We start from the raw sequence: 20,316 nt of genomic DNA, 5'->3' as shown, positions 1-20,316 counted from the left end.
ATAGAGCGCGAATGACGGAGCGATGACAGTTCGATGATCGGCGATGCTTCGGCGATGACCTCGACGCCTGAAGCGATGCGCCGTCTAGCGCGGATGGCCTGGGTCGCCGTCGGCAGGTGAGCGCGCATCACCGCTGGTATTTCACCACGGCTTTGCCGACACGGCTGCGCATGACGTCGAGAATTCGCGCGTGAACGCGGCGCACATGCTTGCGCGAGGCTTGCGCCGCGCAAGGACGTCCGGCTGTCCAGCTTTCGACCATGACCAGAATCGTGCATTTTCCGCCGATCCAGACATCGAAAGCTGATCGAGATTGACCGGACATCGCGAGCACCGAGCCGCCAGCCAGAACTCAATGACGGCCCGGAGCCTGCCAACGGTGGAGACACCGGCTGCTCTTTGTGAAGCGGGCCTTCAGCATTTCCGGGACGGACGGCATCCCGACGCGCGTGCCTGCTGCGAGCAGGCCCTCGCGATCGATGCGGAGCACGCGGACACTCAGCATCTCATGGGGCTGCTGTTTCTCCACGCCGAACAATACAACGATGCCATGGCGTGGATCGTCCGCGCAATCCAGCGAGCCCCGAAGCCCGAATATCTCGCGAGCTTCGCAACGGCGCTTCAGCGCTACGGGCGCTTTGAAGAGGCACTCAACGTTCTCGACAAGGCGATCCAGCTTCGACCTGATGATGCCGCGTTGTGGCGGCAACAGGGCGACATTCGCATTCAGCTTGGGCGCCTTGATCAAGCTGTCCTGAGCTTGCAACATGCGCTCCAGCTCGGTCCAAATCATCAAGACGCCTTGTATAAAACCGGCGCTGTCCTCCACAAGCTTGGGCGGAACGAGGAGGCCATCGCCTATCTCGACCTCAGCGACACGCTGTTCCCAGACCATGCCCCGACGCTGGAGGCGCGCGCATGGACTCTCTACAATTTGAAACGGTTCGCGGAGTCCGAGGCTGAGGCCAGGCGGGCGCACCAGCTCGCCCCTGATAATGCCGACATCTGCAACAATCTGGGTCTTTCGTTGCGGCGGCTTGGCAGGAATGACGAGGCGCTGGCATGGTTCGAAAAAGCCATCGAGCTTCGGCCGGAGTTTGTGGACGCCTTCGACAACAGACTGGTCGCGCTATTCCACCTGCATCGCTTCGACGAGGTTTTCGCGCTGTCCGATCAGATGAAGTCGCTCGGGCTGAGCAACATCGTGACCGAGTGGAATGTGACTCTGGCGCAGCTCCTGACCGGCGACTTCGAATCCGGCTGGCGCGGACACCAGACCCGATTGAAACTGCCGTCGGCCAAATACCCAAGGTTTCCGCGACCGATGTGGCTCGGCGAAGACAGCGTTGAAGGCAAGACGATCCTTGTCGCTGCCGACGAGGGATTGGGAGACACCATTCATTTCGTCCGCTACGTGCCTCTGCTGGCGAAGCGCGGCGCACGCGTTCTTCTCGTCGTTCAGGACCCGCTGCATCGCCTGATGTCAGATCTGAGCGGTGTATCTCTGTGCGCTCCGACGTCGAACCTCAGCACGCTGCCGGATTTCGATATGCACTGCCCGATCTCCAGCCTTCCGCTCGCGTTCGGAACCCGGCTCGATACGATCCCGGCGGACAACCCGTATCTGCCCTCCCCTCCCGACAGGCTTGTTCAGGCCTGGGACAATCGTCTCGGTCCGCGAACCAGGCTCCGGGTCGGCCTGGTCTGGTCCGGCGATCCCGGCCACGTCAACGACCTCACGCGCTCGATTCCGCTGCGAACGCTGTCGCGTATCCTCGACGTCGATGCCACCTTTGTCAGCCTGCAGAAGGCCCCGCGCCCGAGCGATGCGGCGGTGCTGCGGGAGAGACACGACATTGTCGACCTCACCGCCGATCTCACCGACTTCACCGAGACCGCCGCCCTGATCGCCTGTCTCGATCTCGTGATCACCGTCGACACCAGCGTCGCCCATCTCGCCGGCGCGCTTGGCTGCCCAACCTGGATCCTGCTGCCATGGACGCCCGACTACCGCTGGCTGCTCGGCCGCGACGACAGCCCCTGGTATCCAAGCGTGCGGCTGTTCCGGCAGAGTGAAACGCGCGAATACGAGAGTGTGCTCGATCGGGTGCGGGACGAATTGCGGGCACGGGCCGCGGCGTTTGGATCAGGCTCGCTCTGAGGTCGTCATGCACTCCTGTGTGAGCGGCTGATGAGCAAAGATATCGCGGAACGGAAGATTACTGCACCTCGATGTTCGCGTCCTTGACCAGCTTGCGCCAGCGTTCCTCTTCCTGCCCGACATAGCGATCGAGCTGTTCCGGAGCGCCCCCCACCATGATGAGGCCTTCGTTAGCCTCCAGTTGCTTGAAACCACCGGACCGAACGGCCTTTGCGACCGCCTGATTCAGGCGTGCAATCACGGGAGCAGGCGTCTTGGCCGGAGCGTACAATCCGTACCACGACTCCGCGGCATAACCTGGCACTCCCGCCTCGGCGACGGTCGGCAATTGCGGGAACGCGGTCGAACGCTCCGCGGACGTGACGGCCAGCGCCCGGAGCTGGCCCGCGGCCACCAGCGAGGCGGCGCTCGCCACGGTGGTGAACATCACGTCGATCTGTCCGCCCAGGAGATCGCTGATCGCAGGCGCGGCGCCCTTGTAGGGCACCGCCGTCATCTTGACCTTCGCCATCGCATTGAACAGCTCGCCCGCGAGATGAGCCGAGGTGCCGGTGCCGAACGTCCCGAAATTGAGCTTGCCCGGATTGGCCTTGGCCTCCGCGATCAGATCAGCGATCGAGTTGATCTTTGATGTCGGGTTGACGACGACGATATTGAAGGACCGCGCGATCAGCGAGACGGCTGCAAAGTCCTTGTGCGGATCGAACGGCAGCTTGTTGTACAGGCTCGGGTTGACCGCGTGCGCGAAGGTCGCCATCAGCAGCGAATAGCCGTCGGGATCGCTGGTGGCCACCGTCTGGGTTCCGATGATGGTCCCGGCGCCCGGCTTGTTCTCGATGATGACGGATTTGCCGAGCTCCGTCTGGATGTCCTGCGCTGTCGTTCGCGCGATGATGTCGGTCCCGCCACCGGCCGCGAAGGGCACCACGATCTTGACGATCTTTTCGGGATATTCGGCGCGCGCCGGTGCCACTCCCATGCCCGCGGCGATTGCGCAGGCGAGCATGACACGATTGAACCCGCGCCACATGGCAAAGCCCTTCTTGCGAGCGCCGTCGTGATTGATGATTTCGCCAATGGCCATCTGGAGCTCCACCCGATTTTGTTCAGACATTGAGAACCACCAATCCGTCTGCTGCCTTCACGCCCTGGCCCTCCGGCAGCACGAACACCGGATTGATTTCGGCCTCGGCCAAGCGGTCGCCGAGTTGCGCAACCATGCGCGAGAAAGCGACGATCGCTTTCGCGAGGGCTTCGACATCGCATTTCGGCCGGCCCCGAAAACCGTCCAGCAAGGGCCACGTCACGAGATCACGCGCCATCGCTTGAGCCTCGGCCAGACCGAGGCCGCCCTCCGGTGGGAGCAGGCGCATCGTCGTGTCCTTGAACAGTTCGGCGGTGACGCCGCCCATGCCGAGAAGGATCGCGGTTCCCAGGGGATCGCGATGCATCCCGAGAATGATTTCGACGCCACCGGAGATCATCTCCTGAACCAGGAACCGTTCGGCTCGTTTTCCGGCCTTGGCCCCGACCTCCGCCGCCATCACGGTCAGGCGGTCGCCAATCGCATCAGCGGTCAGGTTGACCGCGACACCGCCGACGTCGCTCTTGTGCGCGATCTCGTGCGAGAGAATCTTGAGCACGACCCGGCCACCGAAGTCCCGCGCCGCCTGTTCCGCTTCACCTGGCGTTGCGACCACCTTCTCCGCGACGACCGGAACGCCAAAGCGGGCGAACAGGGCCTTGGCCTCAGCCTCATCCAGCGATCCCACTGGGAAGTCGCTGATAGCGACCGCCGGCGCGATCGAGTCGGATGTCTGGATTTGCTTCGGCATTCCCGCCTGCAAAAGCCCGTCGAGCGCGGCAGCGCAGCTCTCGGCGGACGTATAGGCCGGGACGCCTCGCCGGGTGAGGACGGAGCCCACCTCGGGCGCGTGGGGACTGACATAGGCAATGACGGGCTTGTCGCTCATCGGCAGGCAGTCGTGGATGGCATCGGCCATCAGGGTCGGCGAACCCACGGCCGATGAGCCGACAATAATGGTCAGCGCATCGTAGGAGGGACTTGCGAGCAGGATGCGGATGGCGGCGCGAAGCAGATCGGGTTGCAGACCAGCCAGGGTCACGTCGATCGGATTGCGATCGAGCGTGGCGTGCGATCCCGACTGCAAGGCGCGCAATTGCGCGGCCGTCTCAGCGTCGGGCGCGGGTGTCGTAAAGCCAGCGACGCCGAGACTGTCGGAGACGATCGTGCCGGCGCCGCCGGTCGAGGTGAGGATCGCCACACGCCGGCCGGACAGCTTCCGTCCCACTGCCAGGGCTGCGGGAATGTCGAGCAGATCTTCGAACGTTTTCGCGCGGATCACGCCGAGTTGCCCAAACAGAGCATCGTACATGCGATCGGAGCCCGCGAGCGCCCCCGTGTGCGAGACGGCCGCCTTTGCACCCGCTTCCGATCGCCCGATCTTGAAGGCGACGACGGGTTTGCCGGCGCGGCGCGCCTTAAGGACCGCTTCCCGAAAGCGAGCCGGATTGCGGATCGCCTCGATATAGAGCGCAATGACCTTGGTCGCACTGTCGTCGGCGAGAAAGTCGATGAAGTCAGCAAGCTCGAGATCGGCCTCGTTGCTGGTCGACACCAGCTTGGACAGCCCCACCCCGCGCGCCGCGGCACGCGACAGCAAGGCGCCGAGAATGCCGCCGCTTTGCGAGACCAGCCCGATCGCGCCGGTCGGGAAGTGATCCATCGCCAGCGCGCCGGATGCCGACAGCACGATATTGTCCGTGAGATTGACGAGGCCGATCGTGTTCGGCCCGAGCAGCCGCATGGATCCGGCGGCTTCCATCAGCCGCTGCTGGCGCTCGGCGCCTTCCGCCCCGGTTTCGGTGAAGCCGCTGGCAAGAACGATCGCCGCGGCAGCGCCCCGCTCGGACAATTCGCGCACCGCGATGTGCGCGCGCTCCGCGCCGAGCAGGACAATGCCGACATCGGGCACATCAGGCAGCGACGCAACGTCGGGATAGCAGGCCCGGCCGCCGATCTCCCTGACTTTCGGATTGACCGGATAGATCTCGCCCGCAAAGCCGTGCTTCAGCAGATAAGAGACCGGCCGCCCTGACGTCTTGCTCGGGTCCGCCGAGGCACCGATGACAGCGACGCTGCGCGGCCGGATCAGGCGTTCGATCGCATCCATCGCTCAATCCTTCGACGCGGATTGCGCGAGGAACGCCGTCACGGCGTCCCGATGCTCCGCGCTGGTGTAGCAGATGGCCTGCGCCTGGCTGCCGAGACTGAAGATGTCGTGCGCGGAATGCTCAAAGGTCTCGTTCAGGATCTTCTTGCCCAGCGCCAGCGCGGTGGGAGAGCCCTGAGCCAGTTCGGCCGCCCAGGCCTGCGCGGCCGGCAGCAACTCCGCCGCAGCCACCTTGCGATCGACGATGCCGAGCGACAACGCTTCGTCGGCTTCGACCATGCGCCCGGTGAAGATCAACTCCTTGGCCTTCGGAAGCCCGACTCGGCGCGGCAGGAAATACAGGCCGCCGCCATCGGGGATCAGGCCGCGCTTGATGTAGGACCAGGTGAATTTCGATCGTTCCGTTCCCATCACGAAGTCGCAGGCCAGCGCGGTATCCGCGCCGAGGCCCGCCGCCGCGCCGTTGACAGCGGCGATCGTCGGCTTCGGCAGGCCGAGCAGGAACGACTGCACGTGGTGCACGCCCTGCTGACGGCTCCATCCGTTGAATGCGACCTCGCCCTGCGGCGACTCGAGCCGGCGTTTCATGCCACTGATGTCGCCGCCGGCACAGAAGGCATTGCCGCGCCCGGTCAGGACCAAGGCCTTGATCGCCTTGTCGCGGGCGACGGTTTCGAGCGCCCCGACGAACTCGACGCGCATGTCGTCGCTCATGGCGTTGCGCCGTTCCGGCCGGTTGAAGGCAATCGTCGCGACACCGGCTTCGACGGAAAATTCGATGAGCTGATAGGACATGGCAAGCTCCGTGGCTGGCGTCGTTGAGCCGTGCGCGGCAGGGCATTTTCTTCCCTGACGCTATAGCGGCTTGAATCCTCCGGAACATCCCCTTAATTCCACTTAGTGGAAATGGCTTTACGGAAATGATCTGGGAGGCTGGATGTGGCGCAGGCGCGCAGATATGCGGGCGGGATCGACGGCAACCGGTCGCTCGAAAGGGGCGTCGAAATCCTCAGGGCTTTCCGTCCCGGCGTCGACACGCTGGGCAACGGCGAGATTGCGGAGCGAACCGGATTGCCGCGATCGACCGTCAGCCGGCTGACACGAACGCTGGTCAATTCCGGGATGCTCGACGAAGTCCGCGCTGAGCGGAGCTACCGCCTTGCCGCGTCCGTCATCAGCATCGGCCACGCGATGCGGACGGGATCGCCCGTGCTCAACGCGATCGGGGCGATGATGCGGGCCGAGTCGGCGAAGCGCCGGCTCAACGTCGGGCTCGCGACCGCGGATCGCACCATGATGGTGTATCTCGAATCAATCCGTTACAGCCCCCGCGCGGCACTGCGCAACGTGGTCGCCGGGCAGCAGGTGCCGATGGAGCTGACCTCGCTCGGTCGTGCCTATCTCGCCGGCATTGCCGCAGTCGAGCGCGAGCGATTGCTAAAACTGTTCAAACGGCGCAGCGCTGCTGCCACGAGGATGCTGCTTGCAGAGGTCAGGACCTCGATCAGCGCCGTCGAACACAACGGCTATTGCGCCGTGTCGTGGCAACCTGCCGTTCTCGCCGTCGCAACGCCCATCGTGCTCGAGGGGCTTCCGGTCTACGCACTCAACATGAGCCTGCAAAATGTCGATCGGTCCGCCGCGCTGGCGAACGAGATCGGCGCGTATCTCAACGCCTTTGCGGTCAAGTGCAAGGAGGTGCTGGCGGGCCGTGAACCCGAATGACACGATGGCCGACGAAGAGGGGCGCTACCGCATCTCCCTGGCGCCTCCCGCTGTCGAGCGAAAATATGAGAAAGCGAACGCCTCTAGTGGTTCTCGTTGCGGCCCTGCCGCTGCTGGCGGCCTGCGGACAGCCGGTGCCGGAGGACAAGGCCGCCTATGTCGGCGAATGGCACGCGCCTGCGATGGAGGTCGAGCTGACCAAAGACGGGACCGTCCACTACAAGCGCGTCACGGAGGGCACCACGATCGGCGAGGTCACGACAACGATCAACGCGCCGCTGCGCAGGTTCGCGGGCGATAATTTCGTCGTCGGAATTCCACTGCTGTCGACGACATTCAAGGTGTCGACGCCACCTCACCAGGAAGCGGGGACATGGAAGATGGTGGTCGATGGCGTGGAGCTGACCCGCGCTCCGTGACGGGGCATGCGTGGCGCCGTTACAATTTCCCATAGACGCGCCCCGCGACCGCCTTCAGGCGCTCGACCGAGCCGGACTCGGGATGCGGCTTGACAGGCGCGAACAGGATCGAAGCCTGCCGGCCGTTCTTCCAGACATAGACGGTGACGGCGGTGCCGTTGCCCTTGGTGCAGGAATGCTCGCCGAACGCTTCGCTGCCGAGCTCGGGGATCGCGACATGCTTGCACGGGCCTGTGCGTTTCATCATGCCGGTGGCGGTGCCGCGCGAGGTCGCGATCACCGCGACGGTCATGGTGTTGGCCTCGCGATCGAACATCATGCAGCTGCCCGCGCCGGTGCGCTGGACCTCGAGCGTGCTCTTGTCGAGAAAGCCGTCGGCATCCGTGGCGGTGAGCCACTCGCAAGTGCCGAAGCGCTCGCTGCTTTTGCTCACGTTGGCGACGGCAATTCGCGCGACTTCGCTGAGCGGCCCGAGCAGCGCGTCGTCGGCACGCCGGCCGGTCGGATAGACGCTGATCTGCAGAATGTAGTCGCCGGACAAAGCGACGACCGAGGCCTCCTGGCGCTCTGCGCCGGCGGCGCTCGTTCCGCCCTGGCCTTCGTCGCCGATCCCCGCGACTGCGTTGAGCGGCATGCGCTCGCCAAGCGTCTTGACGAAGGTCGCGTACAATTCCCTGGCGCGGTCCTTGTCGGGATTGCGGAACACGGTCAGCATCATGGTGTCGCCGCGCCCGCCCTGGTAGATGCAGCCGCGGCCGTCCTGATTTGAAATCAACGACCATTTGAGCGCCGGCATCGCGCGGGCCAGCTCCTGGGCGCTGATAAACGGGCAGGTTTCAGCCGCGCGTGCGGGAAGCACCGGGACGGTTGTGAATGCAAGGAACAGAACGAGGCAGGAGAACAGGCGATCGATAGTACGCATGGGATCACATACTACCGAAATGGCGCGCCCGGAACGATTCGAACGTCCGACCCTCAGATTCGTAGTCTGATGCTCTATCCAGCTGAGCTACGGGCGCGTTTTTCGCGAACAGTGCGGGATTTAGCCCACACGCAGCCTCCGGACAGCGCCGAAGGGGTGCGAAAGAGCGCTCTGACTAACCGCTCTTGCCCCGGTTGGCAAGGTCCGGATTGGGGAGATTTTACACCGGAATGATGGTTTTCCGGGAATCGGCCACTGGCCGAGCCTTACGCCCTCTGCCGCTCGTTGCGGATGGAGAGGAGCTCCACGGGGCGGTCGGGGATGACGATCCGGAAGGTGGCGCCGATGGTGCCTTCGACCAGATGGATGTCGCCGCCATGGGCGCGGACGAGTTCGGCGGCAATCGCAAGGCCAAGCCCGCTGCCGCCGGGGCGGCCGGAGGTCTGGAATGCCTCGAACAGATGGTCCCGCGTCTTCTGGGGCACGCCGGGGCCGGTGTCGGAGACCTCCAGGATCGCGACGGCGCCCTCGCGCTTGCCCGTGATCCGGATCTGCTGCGCGCCGCCGCCCTCGGCCGACGCATGGCTTTCCAGCGCCTGGGCGGCGTTGCGGACGAGGTTGAGCAGCACGCGGAACAGCTGATCGGGATCGGCATCGATCGCGAGCCCGCGCTCGATCGCGGCGACCCAGGCGATCGAGGCATCGCTGGCAAGGCCCGCGGTCTCACGCACCTCCAGCACGACAGGCTCGATCAGGATCAGGCGGCGGTCGGGCGCGGCCTCCTGGGCGCGGCCATAGGACAGCGTCGACTGGCAGAAGGCGATGGCGCGCTCGAGCGAGCGCACCAGCTTTGGCGCAAAGCGCTGCACCCGCGGATCCGGCACGCTGGCGAGCTGGTCCGACAACAGCTGCGCGGAGGCGAGCAGATTGCGCAGATCGTGGTTGATCTTGGACACCGCGAGGCCGAGCGCGGCGAGCCGGCTCTTCTGGTGCAGCATCGACATCAGATCGCGCTGCATGTCCGACAATTCGCGCTCGGCAACCCCGATCTCGTCGCTGCGCTGGCTCGGCACGATGATCCGCGCCGAGCTTTCGGGGTTTTCGTGGAAGCCGACCAGGCTGGCGGTGAGCCGCCGCATCGGCCGCACGAACAGATAATGGAGCGCGAAATAGACCAGGCTCGCGGTCAGCACCCCGATGATCAGCGCGACCACCACGACGTTGCGGGAAAAACGGTACATCTGCAGTCGCAACGGCTGCTCGTCAGTCACGATCTCGACGAACTGGGCGTTGCCGACGCCGGGGCCGACGATGCGGATCGGCTGGTTGCCGGTCTCCAGCATCATCTGGAACGAACCGGTGATCGCCTCCCACACCGTCATGTCGCGCAGGTCGACATCATGTTCGATCGCAGTCGGCAGATTGTCGCTGGCGAGCAGCCGGCGCTGCTGGCCCATCTTGATGGCGACGGCGCGGGCATTGATGCTTTTCAGGATCTCGCGCGACAGCGAATCGGGGACCATGCCGAGCGGCGCGGCATCGAGCACCAGCGCCGCCGTGTTCGCGGCCGCCACGCGGTCGTTCAGCCGGTTGACCCAGAAGTTGGCGATGGCGGGGACGTAGAGCAGGATGGCCGCGATCATCACCAGGGGGACGGTCAGCAGCAGCAGCTTGCCGGACAGCCCAAGCCCGGCAGGCCCACGCGGCCACGCCGCCGGTGGGTCCCGCTGATCCGCATCCTGGATCGGCTGGAGGTCTGTCGCTGCCACGAAATTCGTCCTCACTGACTTTCCGCTGAAAGATCTTGCCGGTGAACGATCTGGCGGAGGAAGGATGCGGCCCGCCCCCGGCCCGGTCAAATTACGGATCGCTAATCTCCCAAGGTGGGATGTAAGCGCTGATAGGGCTATGCGCTACCTCAAGGGTTAAAAACCCCGCACAAACAGCGATATTCACCGAAATCGCGCGCTCTTGCGGCGTTGACGAAAACAAGACGCTCCCTTATAAGCCGGCCAAATTGTCCGCGATGACCCGGTTTGACGCCGGGAGCGGCTCTCTTGGGGCCGAAAAAGGCCCGTTTGGGGCCGCATCTTCCGGACTTTACCCTTAATTCTACAGGCAAATTGCCCGGTCAGCGGAGAAAAACCCGTGAAGCGGACTTATCAACCCAGCAAACTGGTGCGCAAGCGCCGTCACGGTTTCCGTGCCCGTCTCGCGACTGCCGGCGGCCGCAAGGTTCTCGCCGCACGTCGCGCCCGCGGCCGCAAGCGTCTGAGCGCCTGAGCCGGACCCCCATTTTTGGGATTTCATCATGGATCGGCTGAGGCAGCGGGCGGATTTCCTCGCCGTTGCCAATGGCGCGCGGGCGAATAGTCCCGCGTTCGTCCTGCAAAGCCTTGACCGTCGAAGCCTTGGCCGCGACGACAGCGGCCCGATCCGGATCGGCTTCACCGTTACCAAAAAGAACGGCAACGCCCCCGAGCGCAATCGCATCCGGCGCCGGCTTCGCGAATTGGTGAAGCGGCTCGATCCGGTGTCGATGCAGCCCCATCATGATTATGTGCTGGTCGGACGCAGGGACGCGCTCTCGCGCGACTTCACGACCATGCTCGACGATCTGCGCATGGCGTTCACGAAGCCGGTGCGGCATACGCACAAGGGACGCGGCCCAAAAATCGACGGCTCAAGGCCCGGCCCCGCTCCTGCGACCAGCCGCAAACCGGATTGATGACGAGAGAATGATGACCGACAATCGCAATACCATCCTCGCCGTCATTCTGTCGGGCCTCGTCCTGATCGCCTGGCAATATTTCTACAATGTGCCGGCGATGGAGAAGCAGCGCGCCCAACAACAGGCGCAGGCCGAACTCCAGAAGACCACGCCGCAGCCGGCGGCCTCGGCGACGCCGGGCACGACCCCGCAGGCCGGCGGCGCGGCACAGCCGTCGACACCGGGTGCGAACCAGCAGGCGCAGCCGGTCGTTGCCCGCGACACCGCCATTGCAGCCAGCCCGCGCGTGAAGATCGACACGCCGCGGCTGACCGGCAGCGTGTCGCTGAAGGGCGGCCGCATCGACGACCTCGCACTGGTGCAGTACCGCGAAACGGTCGACCCGAAATCGCCGGCGATCATCCTCTATTCGCCCTCGGGCACGGCAGAACCCTATTACGCCGAATTCGGCTGGGTGGCGGCAACCGGCGTGACGTCGAAGATGCCGGATGCCCAGACCGTCTGGCAGCAGGACGGCAGCGGCAGCCTGACGCCGACGACGCCTGCGGTGCTGAAATGGGATAATGGCGAGGGCCTGACCTTCCGTCGCACCATCTCGGTCGACGACCATTATCTCTTCACGCTCAAGGATGAGGTGAGCAATGTCGGCAACGCGCCGGTTACGCTCTATCCGTTCGCTCTGATCTCGCGCCACGGCGCGCCGCAGGTCTCCGGCTATTACATCCTGCATGAAGGCCTGATCGGCTATCTCGATGGCTTGCAGGAATACGCCTACAAGAAGATCGACGAAGCCAAGACGGTGAACTTCAAGGCCACCAATGGCTGGCTCGGCATCACCGACAAGTACTGGGCCTCGGCGCTGCTGCCCGACACCAGTGCGCCACTTCAGGCGCGGTTCTCGTCGAACCCGGTCGGCAACGTCCACACCTACCAGACCGACTATCTGCTCGATCCCGTCACCGTCGCGATCGGCGGCACCGCGACCGCGAATGCGCGGCTGTTTGCCGGCGCCAAGGAAGCCGGCGTCGTCGGCGTGTTCCCGTTCGCCGGCCTCGGCGGCTACAACAAAGAGCTGGGGCTGAACCATTTCGATCTCTTGATCGACTGGGGCTGGTTCTACTTCATCACCAAGCCGATGTTCCTCGGCCTCGACTTCTTCTACCGCTTCTTCGGCAATTTCGGCATCTCGATCCTGCTCGTGACCGTGATCGTGAAGCTGCTGTTCTTCCCGCTGGCGAACAAGTCCTACGCCTCGATGGCGAAGATGAAGTCGGTCCAGCCGCAGCTTCAGGCGCTGAAAGAGCGCTACCCTGATGACAAGGTGAAGCAGCAGCAGGAGATGATGGAGATCTACCGCAAGGAGAAGATCAATCCGGTCGCCGGTTGTCTTCCCGTGGTGATCCAGATCCCGGTGTTCTTCTCGCTCTACAAGGTGCTGTTCGTCACCATCGAGATGCGGCACGCGCCGTTCTTCGGCTGGATCAAGGACCTCTCGGCGCCGGATCCGACCAACCTCTTCACTTTGTTCGGCCTGATCCCGTTCGATCCGACCACGCTGCCGCTGTTCGGGCACTACCTCGCGCTCGGCATCTGGCCGATCATCATGGGCATCACGATGTGGTTCCAGATGAAGCTGAACCCGACGCCGCCGGATCCGACCCAGCAGATGATCTTCAACTGGATGCCGCTGATCTTCACCTTCATGCTGGCCGGCTTCCCGGCGGGCCTCGTGATCTACTGGGCCTGGAACAACACGCTCTCGGTGCTCCAGCAGAGCTTCATCATGCGCCGCAACGGCGTGAAGGTGGAGTTATTCGACAATCTCAAGGCGACGTTCGCGAGGAAGGCGACGTAGCCGCCCTTGCCGGGCGCAAATGCCTCCACATCGTCATGCCCGGGCTTGGTCCCGGGCATCCACGTTTTGGAGGCTTGTTTGGTAGCTAAGACGTGGATGGCCGGGACAAGCCCGGCCATGACGAAAGGTGAGACCTTCGCATGACCGACGACAAAGATGCGAAGCTGATCGAGGCCGGGCGAAAGCTGTTCACGCGCGACTGGCAGTTCATCTGGGCTTCGCCCTCGATTGCCACGCTGCCGCCGATGGACGGGCTCGAGGTCGCCTTTGCCGGCCGCTCCAACGTCGGCAAGTCCAGCCTGATCAACGCACTTACGGGGCGCAACGCGCTGGCGCGCACCTCGCATACGCCGGGACGCACCCAGGAGCTGATCTTCTTCGAGGTCCCTGGGAAGAATGACCTGCGCCTCGTCGACATGCCCGGCTATGGCTATGCCAAGGCGCCGAAGTCGCAGGTCGCGTCCTGGACCGAGCTGATCCACAAATTCCTGCTGGGACGCGCCAGCCTCGCGCGGGTCTACGTGCTGATCGACGCGCGGCATGGGCTGAAGGACGTAGATCTCGAAATTCTCGGAACGCTCGACCGCTCCGCCGTGAGCTACCAGATCGTGCTCACCAAGACCGATCAGGTGAAGGCCCCCGAACTCGAGACGCGCATCGCCGAGACCGAGGCTGCGCTCGCCAAACATCCGGCTGCGTTCCCGAACGTGCTGGCGACCTCGTCACGCAGCTCGACCGGCATGGAGAGCTTGCGCGCCGCGATGGCGAAGCTGCTGGAGGAGCGGAGCAAGTGATGGCTCGCCTCCTGATTGGGCTTGCCGGTTTGATGGGCGCCGCCGGCGTCGTCCTGGCCGCTGCCTCCGCCCATGGCGCCGACGCGAGCCGGCTTGCCTCCGCGAGCGCCATGCTGCTGTTTCATGCAACTGCCATACTTGCCGTGATCGCCCTGCTCGCGCGCGGCCTTCTGCACGGCGGAATTGGGCTTATTGCCGCGTTCGGCTTCGTGATCGGCGCCGCGCTGTTCGCGGGTGACCTGACATTGCGGCAATATGCGGGACATGCGCTGTTTCCGTATGCAGCGCCAACGGGTGGAACGGTGATGATTGCGAGCTGGCTGGCGGTGACGCTCGCGGCAGTGGTGGCGCGGAAGTGACGCTCGTGTCCCGGACGCGGTGCGGCACGCAGTGACGCTCCGCAGAGCCGGGACCCAGCCGCCACATGGGCCCCGGCTCTGCAGCGCACCGCTGAAGAAGCGCTGCGCTGCGTCCGGGGCACGAAGACCACTTTGCGCCGCGCCTGCCAATCAGATAGAACGCAGGCCGCGTTAGTCCCGCCAGCGAGATCCGCCTCATGACCGACATCTCTCCGCTCGACCAGGCCCGCATCCTGTCCGAAGCGCTGCCGCACATGCAGCAGTATGACGAAGAAACCATCGTCATCAAATATGGCGGCCATGCCATGGGCGACGAGGAGACCGCGAAGAACTTTGCCCGCGACATCGTGCTGCTGGAGCAGACCGCGATCAACCCGGTGGTGGTGCATGGCGGCGGGCCGCAGATCGCGACCATGCTCAAGCGCCTCGGCATCGTCTCGGAGTTCGCAGCAGGCCTGCGCATCACCGATGCCGCGACCATCGAGATCGTCGAGATGGTGCTCGCCGGCTCCGTCAACAAGCAGATCGTCGGCTACATCAACGAGGCCGGCGGCAAGGCCGTGGGGCTGTCCGGCAAGGACGCCAACATGGTGAAGGCGTCGAAGACGACGCGCACCATCATCGACCCGGACTCGCATATCGAGAAGGCGGTCGATCTCGGCTTCGTCGGCGATCCCGAGAAGGTCGACCTCACGCTGCTCAACCAGCTGATCGGCTACGAGCTGATCCCGGTGCTGGCGCCGCTCGCAACCTCGAAAGAGGGCCAGACGCTGAACGTCAATGCCGACACCTTTGCAGGTGCGGTCGCGGGCGCGCTCAAGGCAAAACGCCTGCTGCTGCTCACCGACGTGCCGGGTGTGCTCGACAAGTCGAAGAAGCTGATCCCGCAGCTCTCGGTCAAGGACGCGCGAAAGCTGATCGCCGACGGCACCATTTCCGGCGGCATGATCCCGAAGGTCGAGACCTGCATCTACGCGCTCGAGCAGGGCGTCGAAGGCGTCGTGATCATCGACGGCAAGATGCAGCACGCGGTGCTGCTCGAGCTGTTCACCAACACCGGCACGGGAACGCTGATCCACAAGTGATGAGCGCACGGACAGGAACAGAGCTGGGAGAGCGGCGGCCTCGCCGTTCTCCCCTCGCGCGCTTCCTGATGACGCTGCCGGCCGCAGCCGTCTCGTTCCTTTTCTCCTCGGCGCCTGCCTTCGCCGACCTGAAGATCTGCAACCGCATGTCCTATGTCGTCGAGGCCGCGATCGGCATCGACGACAAGGCGGCGACCGCGACGCGGGGCTGGTTCAGGATCGATCCCGCCACCTGCCGCGTGGTGGTGCAGGGCACGCTCTCCGCGGATCGCATCCTGCTCAATGCCCGCGCGCTCGGCGTCTATGGCGCCTCCCCGATCCCGCAGAACGGCCGCGACATGCTGTGCGTGGCGCAAGACAATTTCGTCATTGCGGCCGCGCGGCAGTGCCGCAGCGGGCAGACCCAGGCTGCCTTCACGCAAGTGACGCCGACGCAGGGCGACGACGGCAACCTCACGGCCTATCTCGCCGAGGATGCCGAATATGACGACGAGCAGGCGCGGCTCGCCGGCATCCAGCGGCTGCTGGTGATCATCGGCTACGACGTCGGGGCGATCGACGGCGTCGACGGGCCGAAGACGCAGGCAGCCCTTGCCGCGTTCCTGAAGAGCCGCGGGCTGTCGTCCGACGCCGCATCGTCGCCGAATGTCTTCAAGACCATGGTCGATGCGACGCAGACGCCGTCCGCAAGCGGCCTGACCTGGTGCAACGACACGCCGCACAAGGTGATGGCGGCGATCGCCACCGACGACGGCAAGTCGGTGACCAGCCGCGGCTGGTACCGCATCGATCCCGGCAAGTGCCTGCACCCTGACGTGACCGGCCAGCCGAAGCAGATCTTCAGCTTCGCCGAGGCCATCGATGCCGACAACCGCGCCATCAAGGTGAAGGACAAGCCGCTGAACTGGGGCGGCGAGAAGCAGCTCTGCACGCGCGAGACCAAGTTCGAGACCGTTGAGCAGACCGATTGCGGCGCGCGCGGATTTGCCGCGATGGGTTTTGGTACGGTGGACATGTCGAGTGGCGGCAAGACGCTGCGCTTTGCGATGCCCTGATTGAAAGATCTTTGATGAGCTCACCCCGCACCTTCACCCACGTCGACACCTGGGTGTTCGACCTCGACAACACGCTCTACCCGCACCACGTCAATCTGTGGCAGCAGGTCGATGCGCGGATCGGGGAGTTCGTGTGCAACTGGCTGAACGTTAAGCCCGCGGAGGCGCGCAATATCCAGAAGGACTATTACCGGCGCTTCGGCACCACGATGCGCGGCATGATGACCCTGCACGGCGTGCGCGCCGACGACTACCTCGCCTACGTCCACAAGATCGACCATTCGCCGCTGGAGCCGAACCCGGCGCTCGGCGCAGCCATCACAAAACTGCCGGGACGAAAGCTGATCCTGACCAACGGCTCGGTCGATCATGTCGATGCCGTGCTGGCGCGGCTGGGTCTCGCCACGCATTTCGACGGCGTGTTCGACATCATCGCGGCCGGATTTGAGCCGAAGCCGGCGGAGCAGACCTACCGGAAATTCCTCAGCGATCATGCGGTCGACCCGACCCGGGCTGCAATGTTCGAGGACCTCTCCCGCAACCTGACCGTCCCGCACCAGCTCGGTATGACCACCGTGCTGGTGGTGCCGGACGGGACGAAAGAGGTGGTGCGCGAAGACTGGGAGCTGGAAGGCCGGGACGCGGCCTATGTCGACCACGTCACGGATGATCTGGCGGGGTTTTTGGCGGGGCTGTCGCCCAAATAACCGCTGTCGTCCCGGGCAAGCGTCAGCGCAGACCCGGGACCCATAGCCACAGGACGCTGTTGTGGCGCGAGGTGGTAACTCCGAGTCTTCGTCAAACTCCTCCCTGTGGCTATGGGTCCCGGATCGGCGCTCCGCTTTGCTGCGCTTGTCCGGGACGACGGTGGAGTATGCCTTGACTCTCCCGGCCCAAATCCCGAAAAAGCGCCCCAATCCATCAAAATTCCCGTCCCGAAGAGGAAATCCCGATGTCCCTGTCCGCCCTCGAATCCACCATCAACAGCGCGTTCGACGCGCGTGACGGCATCTCGACCTCGACCAAGGGCGAGGTGCGCGAGGCGGTGGAACAGGCGCTGGAGACCCTGGACAAGGGCGAGGCCCGCGTCGCCGAGCGCGGGGCCGACGGCAAGTGGAAGGTCAATCAATGGCTGAAGAAGGCCGTGCTGCTGTCCTTCCGCCTCAACGACATGGACGTCATTGGCGGCGGTCCCGGCAAGGCGAGCTGGTGGGACAAGGTGCCCTCGAAGTTCGAAGGCTGGGGCCCGAACCGCTTTCGCGATGCCGGTTTTCGCGCGGTGCCGGGCGCAGTCGTCCGCCGCTCGGCCTTCATCGCCAAGAACGTCGTGCTGATGCCGTCCTTCGTCAATCTCGGCGCCTATGTCGATGAGAGCACCATGGTCGACACCTGGGCCACCGTCGGCTCCTGCGCGCAGATCGGCAAGCGCGTGCACATCTCCGGCGGCGCCGGCATCGGCGGCGTGCTCGAGCCGCTCCAGGCTGAGCCCGTGATCATCGAGGACGATTGCTTCATCGGCGCGCGCAGCGAAGTCGCCGAAGGCGTGATCGTGCGCAAGGGCGCGGTGCTGGCGATGGGCGTATTCCTGGGCGCCTCGACCAAGATCGTCGACCGCGAGACCGGCGAAATCTTCATCGGCGAAGTGCCGGAGTATTCCGTCGTGGTGCCCGGCGCCCTGCCCGGCAAGCCCATGAAGAACGGCCAGATCGGCCCGAGCACCGCCTGCGCCGTGATCGTCAAGCGCGTCGACGAGCGCACGCGGTCCAAGACCAGCATCAACGAGCTGCTGCGGGACTGATGGACGCCACGAGCACTATTCCCTAACCGTCACCCTGAGGTGGCCGCTCCTTCGGCCCTCGAAGGGCGACGGCCCGGCTGCGGCGACATCGTGGCCGTGCATCCTTCGAGGCTCCCCATGGGACGCGCTGCGTCCCATGCCTCGCACCTCAGGATGACGGGGTCTGGTAGCCTTATCGAACCCCCTCTCCCTCCATCGCGACCAATTTCCGGGCGGCTCCTCCCGCCCGGAGCCCTTTCGCATGGACTGGACCTGGTACCTCTTCCGCTTCGACGGCCGCATCAACCGTGCTTTGCTGTGGCAGGCGCTGCTGATCGTCGCGGTGCTGGCGGCCCTGCTGGGGGTGATCAGTCAGGTGATCCATCTCCTCAACGCCGAAGGACTTTTGAAGCTCTCCATCAAGCTCGATTTCGACTTCGCGCTCGACGACCTTTTCAAGCTGGTCGATCCCCGGACCTATCGCTCGCCGGTTTCATTCGATCGCGCGGATATGTTCCTGAAGGCGTCCGGCCTCGCGCTGTTCTCATGGATCTTCCTGGCGACCGGCATCAAGCGGCTGCACGATCGCGGCAGGCCCGGCTGGTGGATCGTTCCGTTCTTCTTCGCGCCCGGCCTGTTCAGCCAGTTCTCGGATCTGCTGCCCCACTCCAACTGGATGCTTCCGTTCAACCTCACCGCCTCGACCCTGTGGCTGTGGGGCATCGTCGAGCTATTCATCGTGCCCGGCACCTCGGGCCACAACCGGTTCGGTCCTGATCCGCTCGCCGACGTCGAAGACAGCACCGCCTCATCCCCTGCAAAAAGCTGGGACCAGCAGAGCGAGCTCGAAATTGTCCCGCCCAGTGCTAGCCCACCCGGCGGCATGCATGTTAAGCGGGGCACATGACCGATGCTCTCTCGATTGCCCGCGATCTCATCCGCTGCCCCTCGGTAACCCCGGTCGATGCCGGCGCGCTCGGCGTGCTTGAAAAAGCCCTCGCCGCCGCGGGCTTCACCTGCCACCGCGTGACCTTCTCCGAGGAAGGCACCGCCGACGTCGACAATCTCTATGCACGGATCGGCACCGATGGCCCGCACATCACCTTCGCCGGCCACACCGATGTGGTGCCGCCCGGCGACGAGAGCGCCTGGAGCGTCGGCGCGTTTTCCGGCGAGGTGAAGGACGGCTTTCTGCACGGCCGCGGCGCGGTCGACATGAAGGGCGGCATCGCCTGCTCGGTCGCAGCTGTGCTGGAGCATCTCGCAGCCAATGACGGCAAGCCGCGCGCCGACGGAAAAGGCTCGATCTCGTTCCTGATCACCGGCGACGAGGAAGACGTCTCGATCAACGGCACCATCAAGCTGTTGAAGTGGGCGGCCGAGCGCGGCGAAAAATTCGATCATTGCGTGCTGGGCGAGCCCTCCAATGTCGAGACGCTCGGCGACACCATCAAGGTCGGCCGCCGCGGTTCGCAATCCGGCACGCTCTATGTCGACGGCGTGCAGGGCCATGTCGCCTATCCGCACCGCGCGGCCAATCCGGTGCCTGATATTTCCCGGTTGATCGTGGCGATCTCCGACGAGCCGCTCGACCATGGCAGCGCGCAGTTCCAGGCCTCAAATCTCGAATTCACCTCAGTGGACGTCGGCAACAAAGCCAACAACGTCATCCCCGGCGAGGCCCGCGCAAAGTTCAACATCCGCTACAACGACAACCATACGCAAGCGAGCCTGCGCGAGCTGGTCGAGACGCGGCTGACCAAAGCCTGCGGCAATCGCATCAAGGCCCGCATCGTCTGGGAACCGTCGAACTCCAACGTGTTCGTCACCAAGCCGGGGCCGTTCACCGATCTTGCGGTGTCGGCGATCGAAGAGGTGACGGGCCGCAAGCCGGAGCTGTCGACGTCAGGCGGCACGTCGGATGCGCGGTTCATTTCGAGCTATTGCCCGGTGATCGAGTTCGGCCTGGTCGGCCAGACCATGCACCAGGTCAACGAGCGCGTGCCGGTTGGGGATCTGGAGAAGCTGACTCAGGTGTATCGCGGAATTTTGGCAAGGTATTTTGGGTAGGCGCTGCTGCCGCCTCATTCTCCGCTGTCATCGCCCGCGAAATGTTTAGACCGGACAGATCACTGACAGGTGTTCGGAGACATAGCTGACACATCAAACTGGGCTGGATTGGTCGATTCGGGAGGCCGTCCATGCCCTGGAACGAGGTGTCGGTAATGGATCAGCGACG

20 protein-coding genes and 1 tRNA gene are annotated in these 20,316 nt (G+C 64.5%); 14 read left to right on the top strand and 7 right to left on the bottom strand.

Features of this window, described 5'->3' with window-relative positions; all coding sequences use genetic code 11:
- Nucleotides 1–127 precede the first annotated feature (127 nt).
- Nucleotides 128–334 carry a hypothetical protein gene (locus B5V03_RS22860; protein ID WP_129272649.1) on the bottom strand — a complete coding sequence of 69 codons (207 nt, stop codon included), beginning with the start codon at nucleotides 332–334 and terminating at the stop codon, nucleotides 128–130.
- Here B5V03_RS22860 and B5V03_RS22855 point away from each other — a divergent pair.
- Nucleotides 314–2,161 carry a tetratricopeptide repeat protein gene (locus B5V03_RS22855; RefSeq protein ID WP_245502305.1) on the top strand — a complete coding sequence of 616 codons (1,848 nt, stop codon included), beginning with the start codon at nucleotides 314–316 and terminating at the stop codon, nucleotides 2,159–2,161. The genes B5V03_RS22860 and B5V03_RS22855 overlap by 21 nt on opposite strands.
- 58 nt (nucleotides 2,162–2,219) lie before the next feature.
- Here B5V03_RS22855 and B5V03_RS22850 read toward each other — a convergent pair whose 3' ends face one another.
- The 3 genes from B5V03_RS22850 to B5V03_RS22840 are packed head-to-tail and all read right to left on the bottom strand — an operon-like array spanning nucleotide 2,220 to nucleotide 6,150.
- Entirely contained in the window at nucleotides 2,220–3,245 is a 1,026-nt protein-coding gene (locus B5V03_RS22850) for a tripartite tricarboxylate transporter substrate binding protein (RefSeq protein WP_129272647.1), read from the bottom strand.
- Nucleotides 3,246–3,267: 22 nt separating this feature from the next.
- Nucleotides 3,268–5,355, bottom strand: coding sequence for an acetate--CoA ligase family protein (locus B5V03_RS22845; protein ID WP_129272646.1), 2,088 nt, complete (start codon nucleotides 5,353–5,355; stop codon nucleotides 3,268–3,270).
- Between the two features lie 3 nt (nucleotides 5,356–5,358).
- Nucleotides 5,359–6,150, bottom strand: a complete 792-nt coding sequence (locus B5V03_RS22840; RefSeq protein ID WP_129272645.1) for an enoyl-CoA hydratase/isomerase family protein — start codon at nucleotides 6,148–6,150, stop codon at nucleotides 5,359–5,361.
- Between the two features lie 144 nt (nucleotides 6,151–6,294).
- On the opposite strand from B5V03_RS22840, the gene B5V03_RS22835 reads away from it, so the two are divergent.
- Nucleotides 6,295–7,080 carry an IclR family transcriptional regulator gene (locus B5V03_RS22835; RefSeq protein WP_129272644.1) on the top strand — a complete coding sequence of 262 codons (786 nt, stop codon included), beginning with the start codon at nucleotides 6,295–6,297 and terminating at the stop codon, nucleotides 7,078–7,080.
- 65 nt (nucleotides 7,081–7,145) lie between these two features.
- Complete coding sequence (locus B5V03_RS22830) at nucleotides 7,146–7,499, top strand: hypothetical protein (RefSeq protein ID WP_129272643.1); 354 nt, start codon at nucleotides 7,146–7,148, stop codon at nucleotides 7,497–7,499.
- 19 nt (nucleotides 7,500–7,518) lie between these two features.
- Here the strand turns inward: B5V03_RS22830 and B5V03_RS22825 are convergent, their stop codons facing one another.
- The 3 genes from B5V03_RS22825 to B5V03_RS22815 all read right to left on the bottom strand — a co-directional run bounded on the left by B5V03_RS22825 (nucleotide 7,519) and on the right by B5V03_RS22815 (nucleotide 10,190).
- Nucleotides 7,519–8,421 (bottom strand): hypothetical protein, encoded by a 903-nt coding sequence (locus B5V03_RS22825; protein ID WP_129272642.1) that lies wholly within the window; start codon nucleotides 8,419–8,421, stop codon nucleotides 7,519–7,521.
- A 20-nt stretch (nucleotides 8,422–8,441) separates the two neighbouring features.
- A tRNA-Arg gene (locus B5V03_RS22820) sits at nucleotides 8,442–8,518 on the bottom strand.
- Between the two features lie 169 nt (nucleotides 8,519–8,687).
- Nucleotides 8,688–10,190 carry a sensor histidine kinase gene (locus B5V03_RS22815; RefSeq protein ID WP_206736176.1) on the bottom strand — a complete coding sequence of 501 codons (1,503 nt, stop codon included), beginning with the start codon at nucleotides 10,188–10,190 and terminating at the stop codon, nucleotides 8,688–8,690.
- A 379-nt stretch (nucleotides 10,191–10,569) separates the two neighbouring features.
- Here B5V03_RS22815 and rpmH point away from each other — a divergent pair, with 379 nt between their 5' ends.
- The 11 genes from rpmH (at nucleotide 10,570) to dapE (ending at nucleotide 20,147) form a co-directional block, all read left to right on the top strand.
- Entirely contained in the window at nucleotides 10,570–10,704 is a 135-nt protein-coding gene (rpmH, locus tag B5V03_RS22810; RefSeq protein ID WP_008542748.1) for a 50S ribosomal protein L34, read from the top strand.
- 28 nt (nucleotides 10,705–10,732) lie between these two features.
- Nucleotides 10,733–11,149, top strand: a complete 417-nt coding sequence (gene rnpA, locus B5V03_RS22805) for a ribonuclease P protein component (RefSeq protein WP_129272640.1) — start codon at nucleotides 10,733–10,735, stop codon at nucleotides 11,147–11,149.
- Between the two features lie 13 nt (nucleotides 11,150–11,162).
- Complete coding sequence (gene yidC / locus B5V03_RS22800) at nucleotides 11,163–13,007, top strand: membrane protein insertase YidC (RefSeq protein ID WP_164988214.1); 1,845 nt, start codon at nucleotides 11,163–11,165, stop codon at nucleotides 13,005–13,007.
- 140 nt (nucleotides 13,008–13,147) lie between these two features.
- Entirely contained in the window at nucleotides 13,148–13,801 is a 654-nt protein-coding gene (gene yihA / locus B5V03_RS22795; protein ID WP_129272638.1) for a ribosome biogenesis GTP-binding protein YihA/YsxC, read from the top strand.
- A complete protein-coding gene (locus B5V03_RS22790; protein ID WP_164988213.1) occupies nucleotides 13,801–14,160 on the top strand; it encodes a DUF423 domain-containing protein in 360 nt (119 codons plus the stop codon). The genes yihA and B5V03_RS22790 overlap by 1 nt, the downstream gene beginning before the upstream one ends.
- A 197-nt stretch (nucleotides 14,161–14,357) precedes the next feature.
- Entirely contained in the window at nucleotides 14,358–15,245 is an 888-nt protein-coding gene (argB, locus tag B5V03_RS22785; RefSeq protein WP_015689065.1) for an acetylglutamate kinase, read from the top strand.
- Between the two features lie 68 nt (nucleotides 15,246–15,313).
- Complete coding sequence (locus B5V03_RS22780) at nucleotides 15,314–16,300, top strand: DUF1036 domain-containing protein (protein WP_129272636.1); 987 nt, start codon at nucleotides 15,314–15,316, stop codon at nucleotides 16,298–16,300.
- Between the two features lie 14 nt (nucleotides 16,301–16,314).
- Complete coding sequence (locus B5V03_RS22775) at nucleotides 16,315–17,007, top strand: pyrimidine 5'-nucleotidase (protein ID WP_129272635.1); 693 nt, start codon at nucleotides 16,315–16,317, stop codon at nucleotides 17,005–17,007.
- Nucleotides 17,008–17,252: 245 nt separating this feature from the next.
- Nucleotides 17,253–18,098, top strand: a complete 846-nt coding sequence (dapD, locus tag B5V03_RS22770) for a 2,3,4,5-tetrahydropyridine-2,6-dicarboxylate N-succinyltransferase (protein ID WP_129272634.1) — start codon at nucleotides 17,253–17,255, stop codon at nucleotides 18,096–18,098.
- Nucleotides 18,099–18,339: 241 nt separating this feature from the next.
- Nucleotides 18,340–18,984 carry a DUF805 domain-containing protein gene (locus B5V03_RS22765; RefSeq protein ID WP_129272633.1) on the top strand — a complete coding sequence of 215 codons (645 nt, stop codon included), beginning with the start codon at nucleotides 18,340–18,342 and terminating at the stop codon, nucleotides 18,982–18,984.
- Nucleotides 18,981–20,147, top strand: coding sequence for a succinyl-diaminopimelate desuccinylase (dapE, locus tag B5V03_RS22760; protein ID WP_129272632.1), 1,167 nt, complete (start codon nucleotides 18,981–18,983; stop codon nucleotides 20,145–20,147). The genes B5V03_RS22765 and dapE overlap by 4 nt, the downstream gene beginning before the upstream one ends.
- Nucleotides 20,148–20,316: the final 169 nt, after the last annotated feature.

It is taken from the genome of Bradyrhizobium betae (assembly GCF_004123905.1).
Classification (GTDB): Bacteria; Pseudomonadota; Alphaproteobacteria; order Rhizobiales; family Xanthobacteraceae; genus Bradyrhizobium; species Bradyrhizobium betae_A.
The sequence above is the reverse complement of the archived record's forward strand: the minus strand, read 5'-3'. Positions and strand labels throughout refer to the sequence as shown.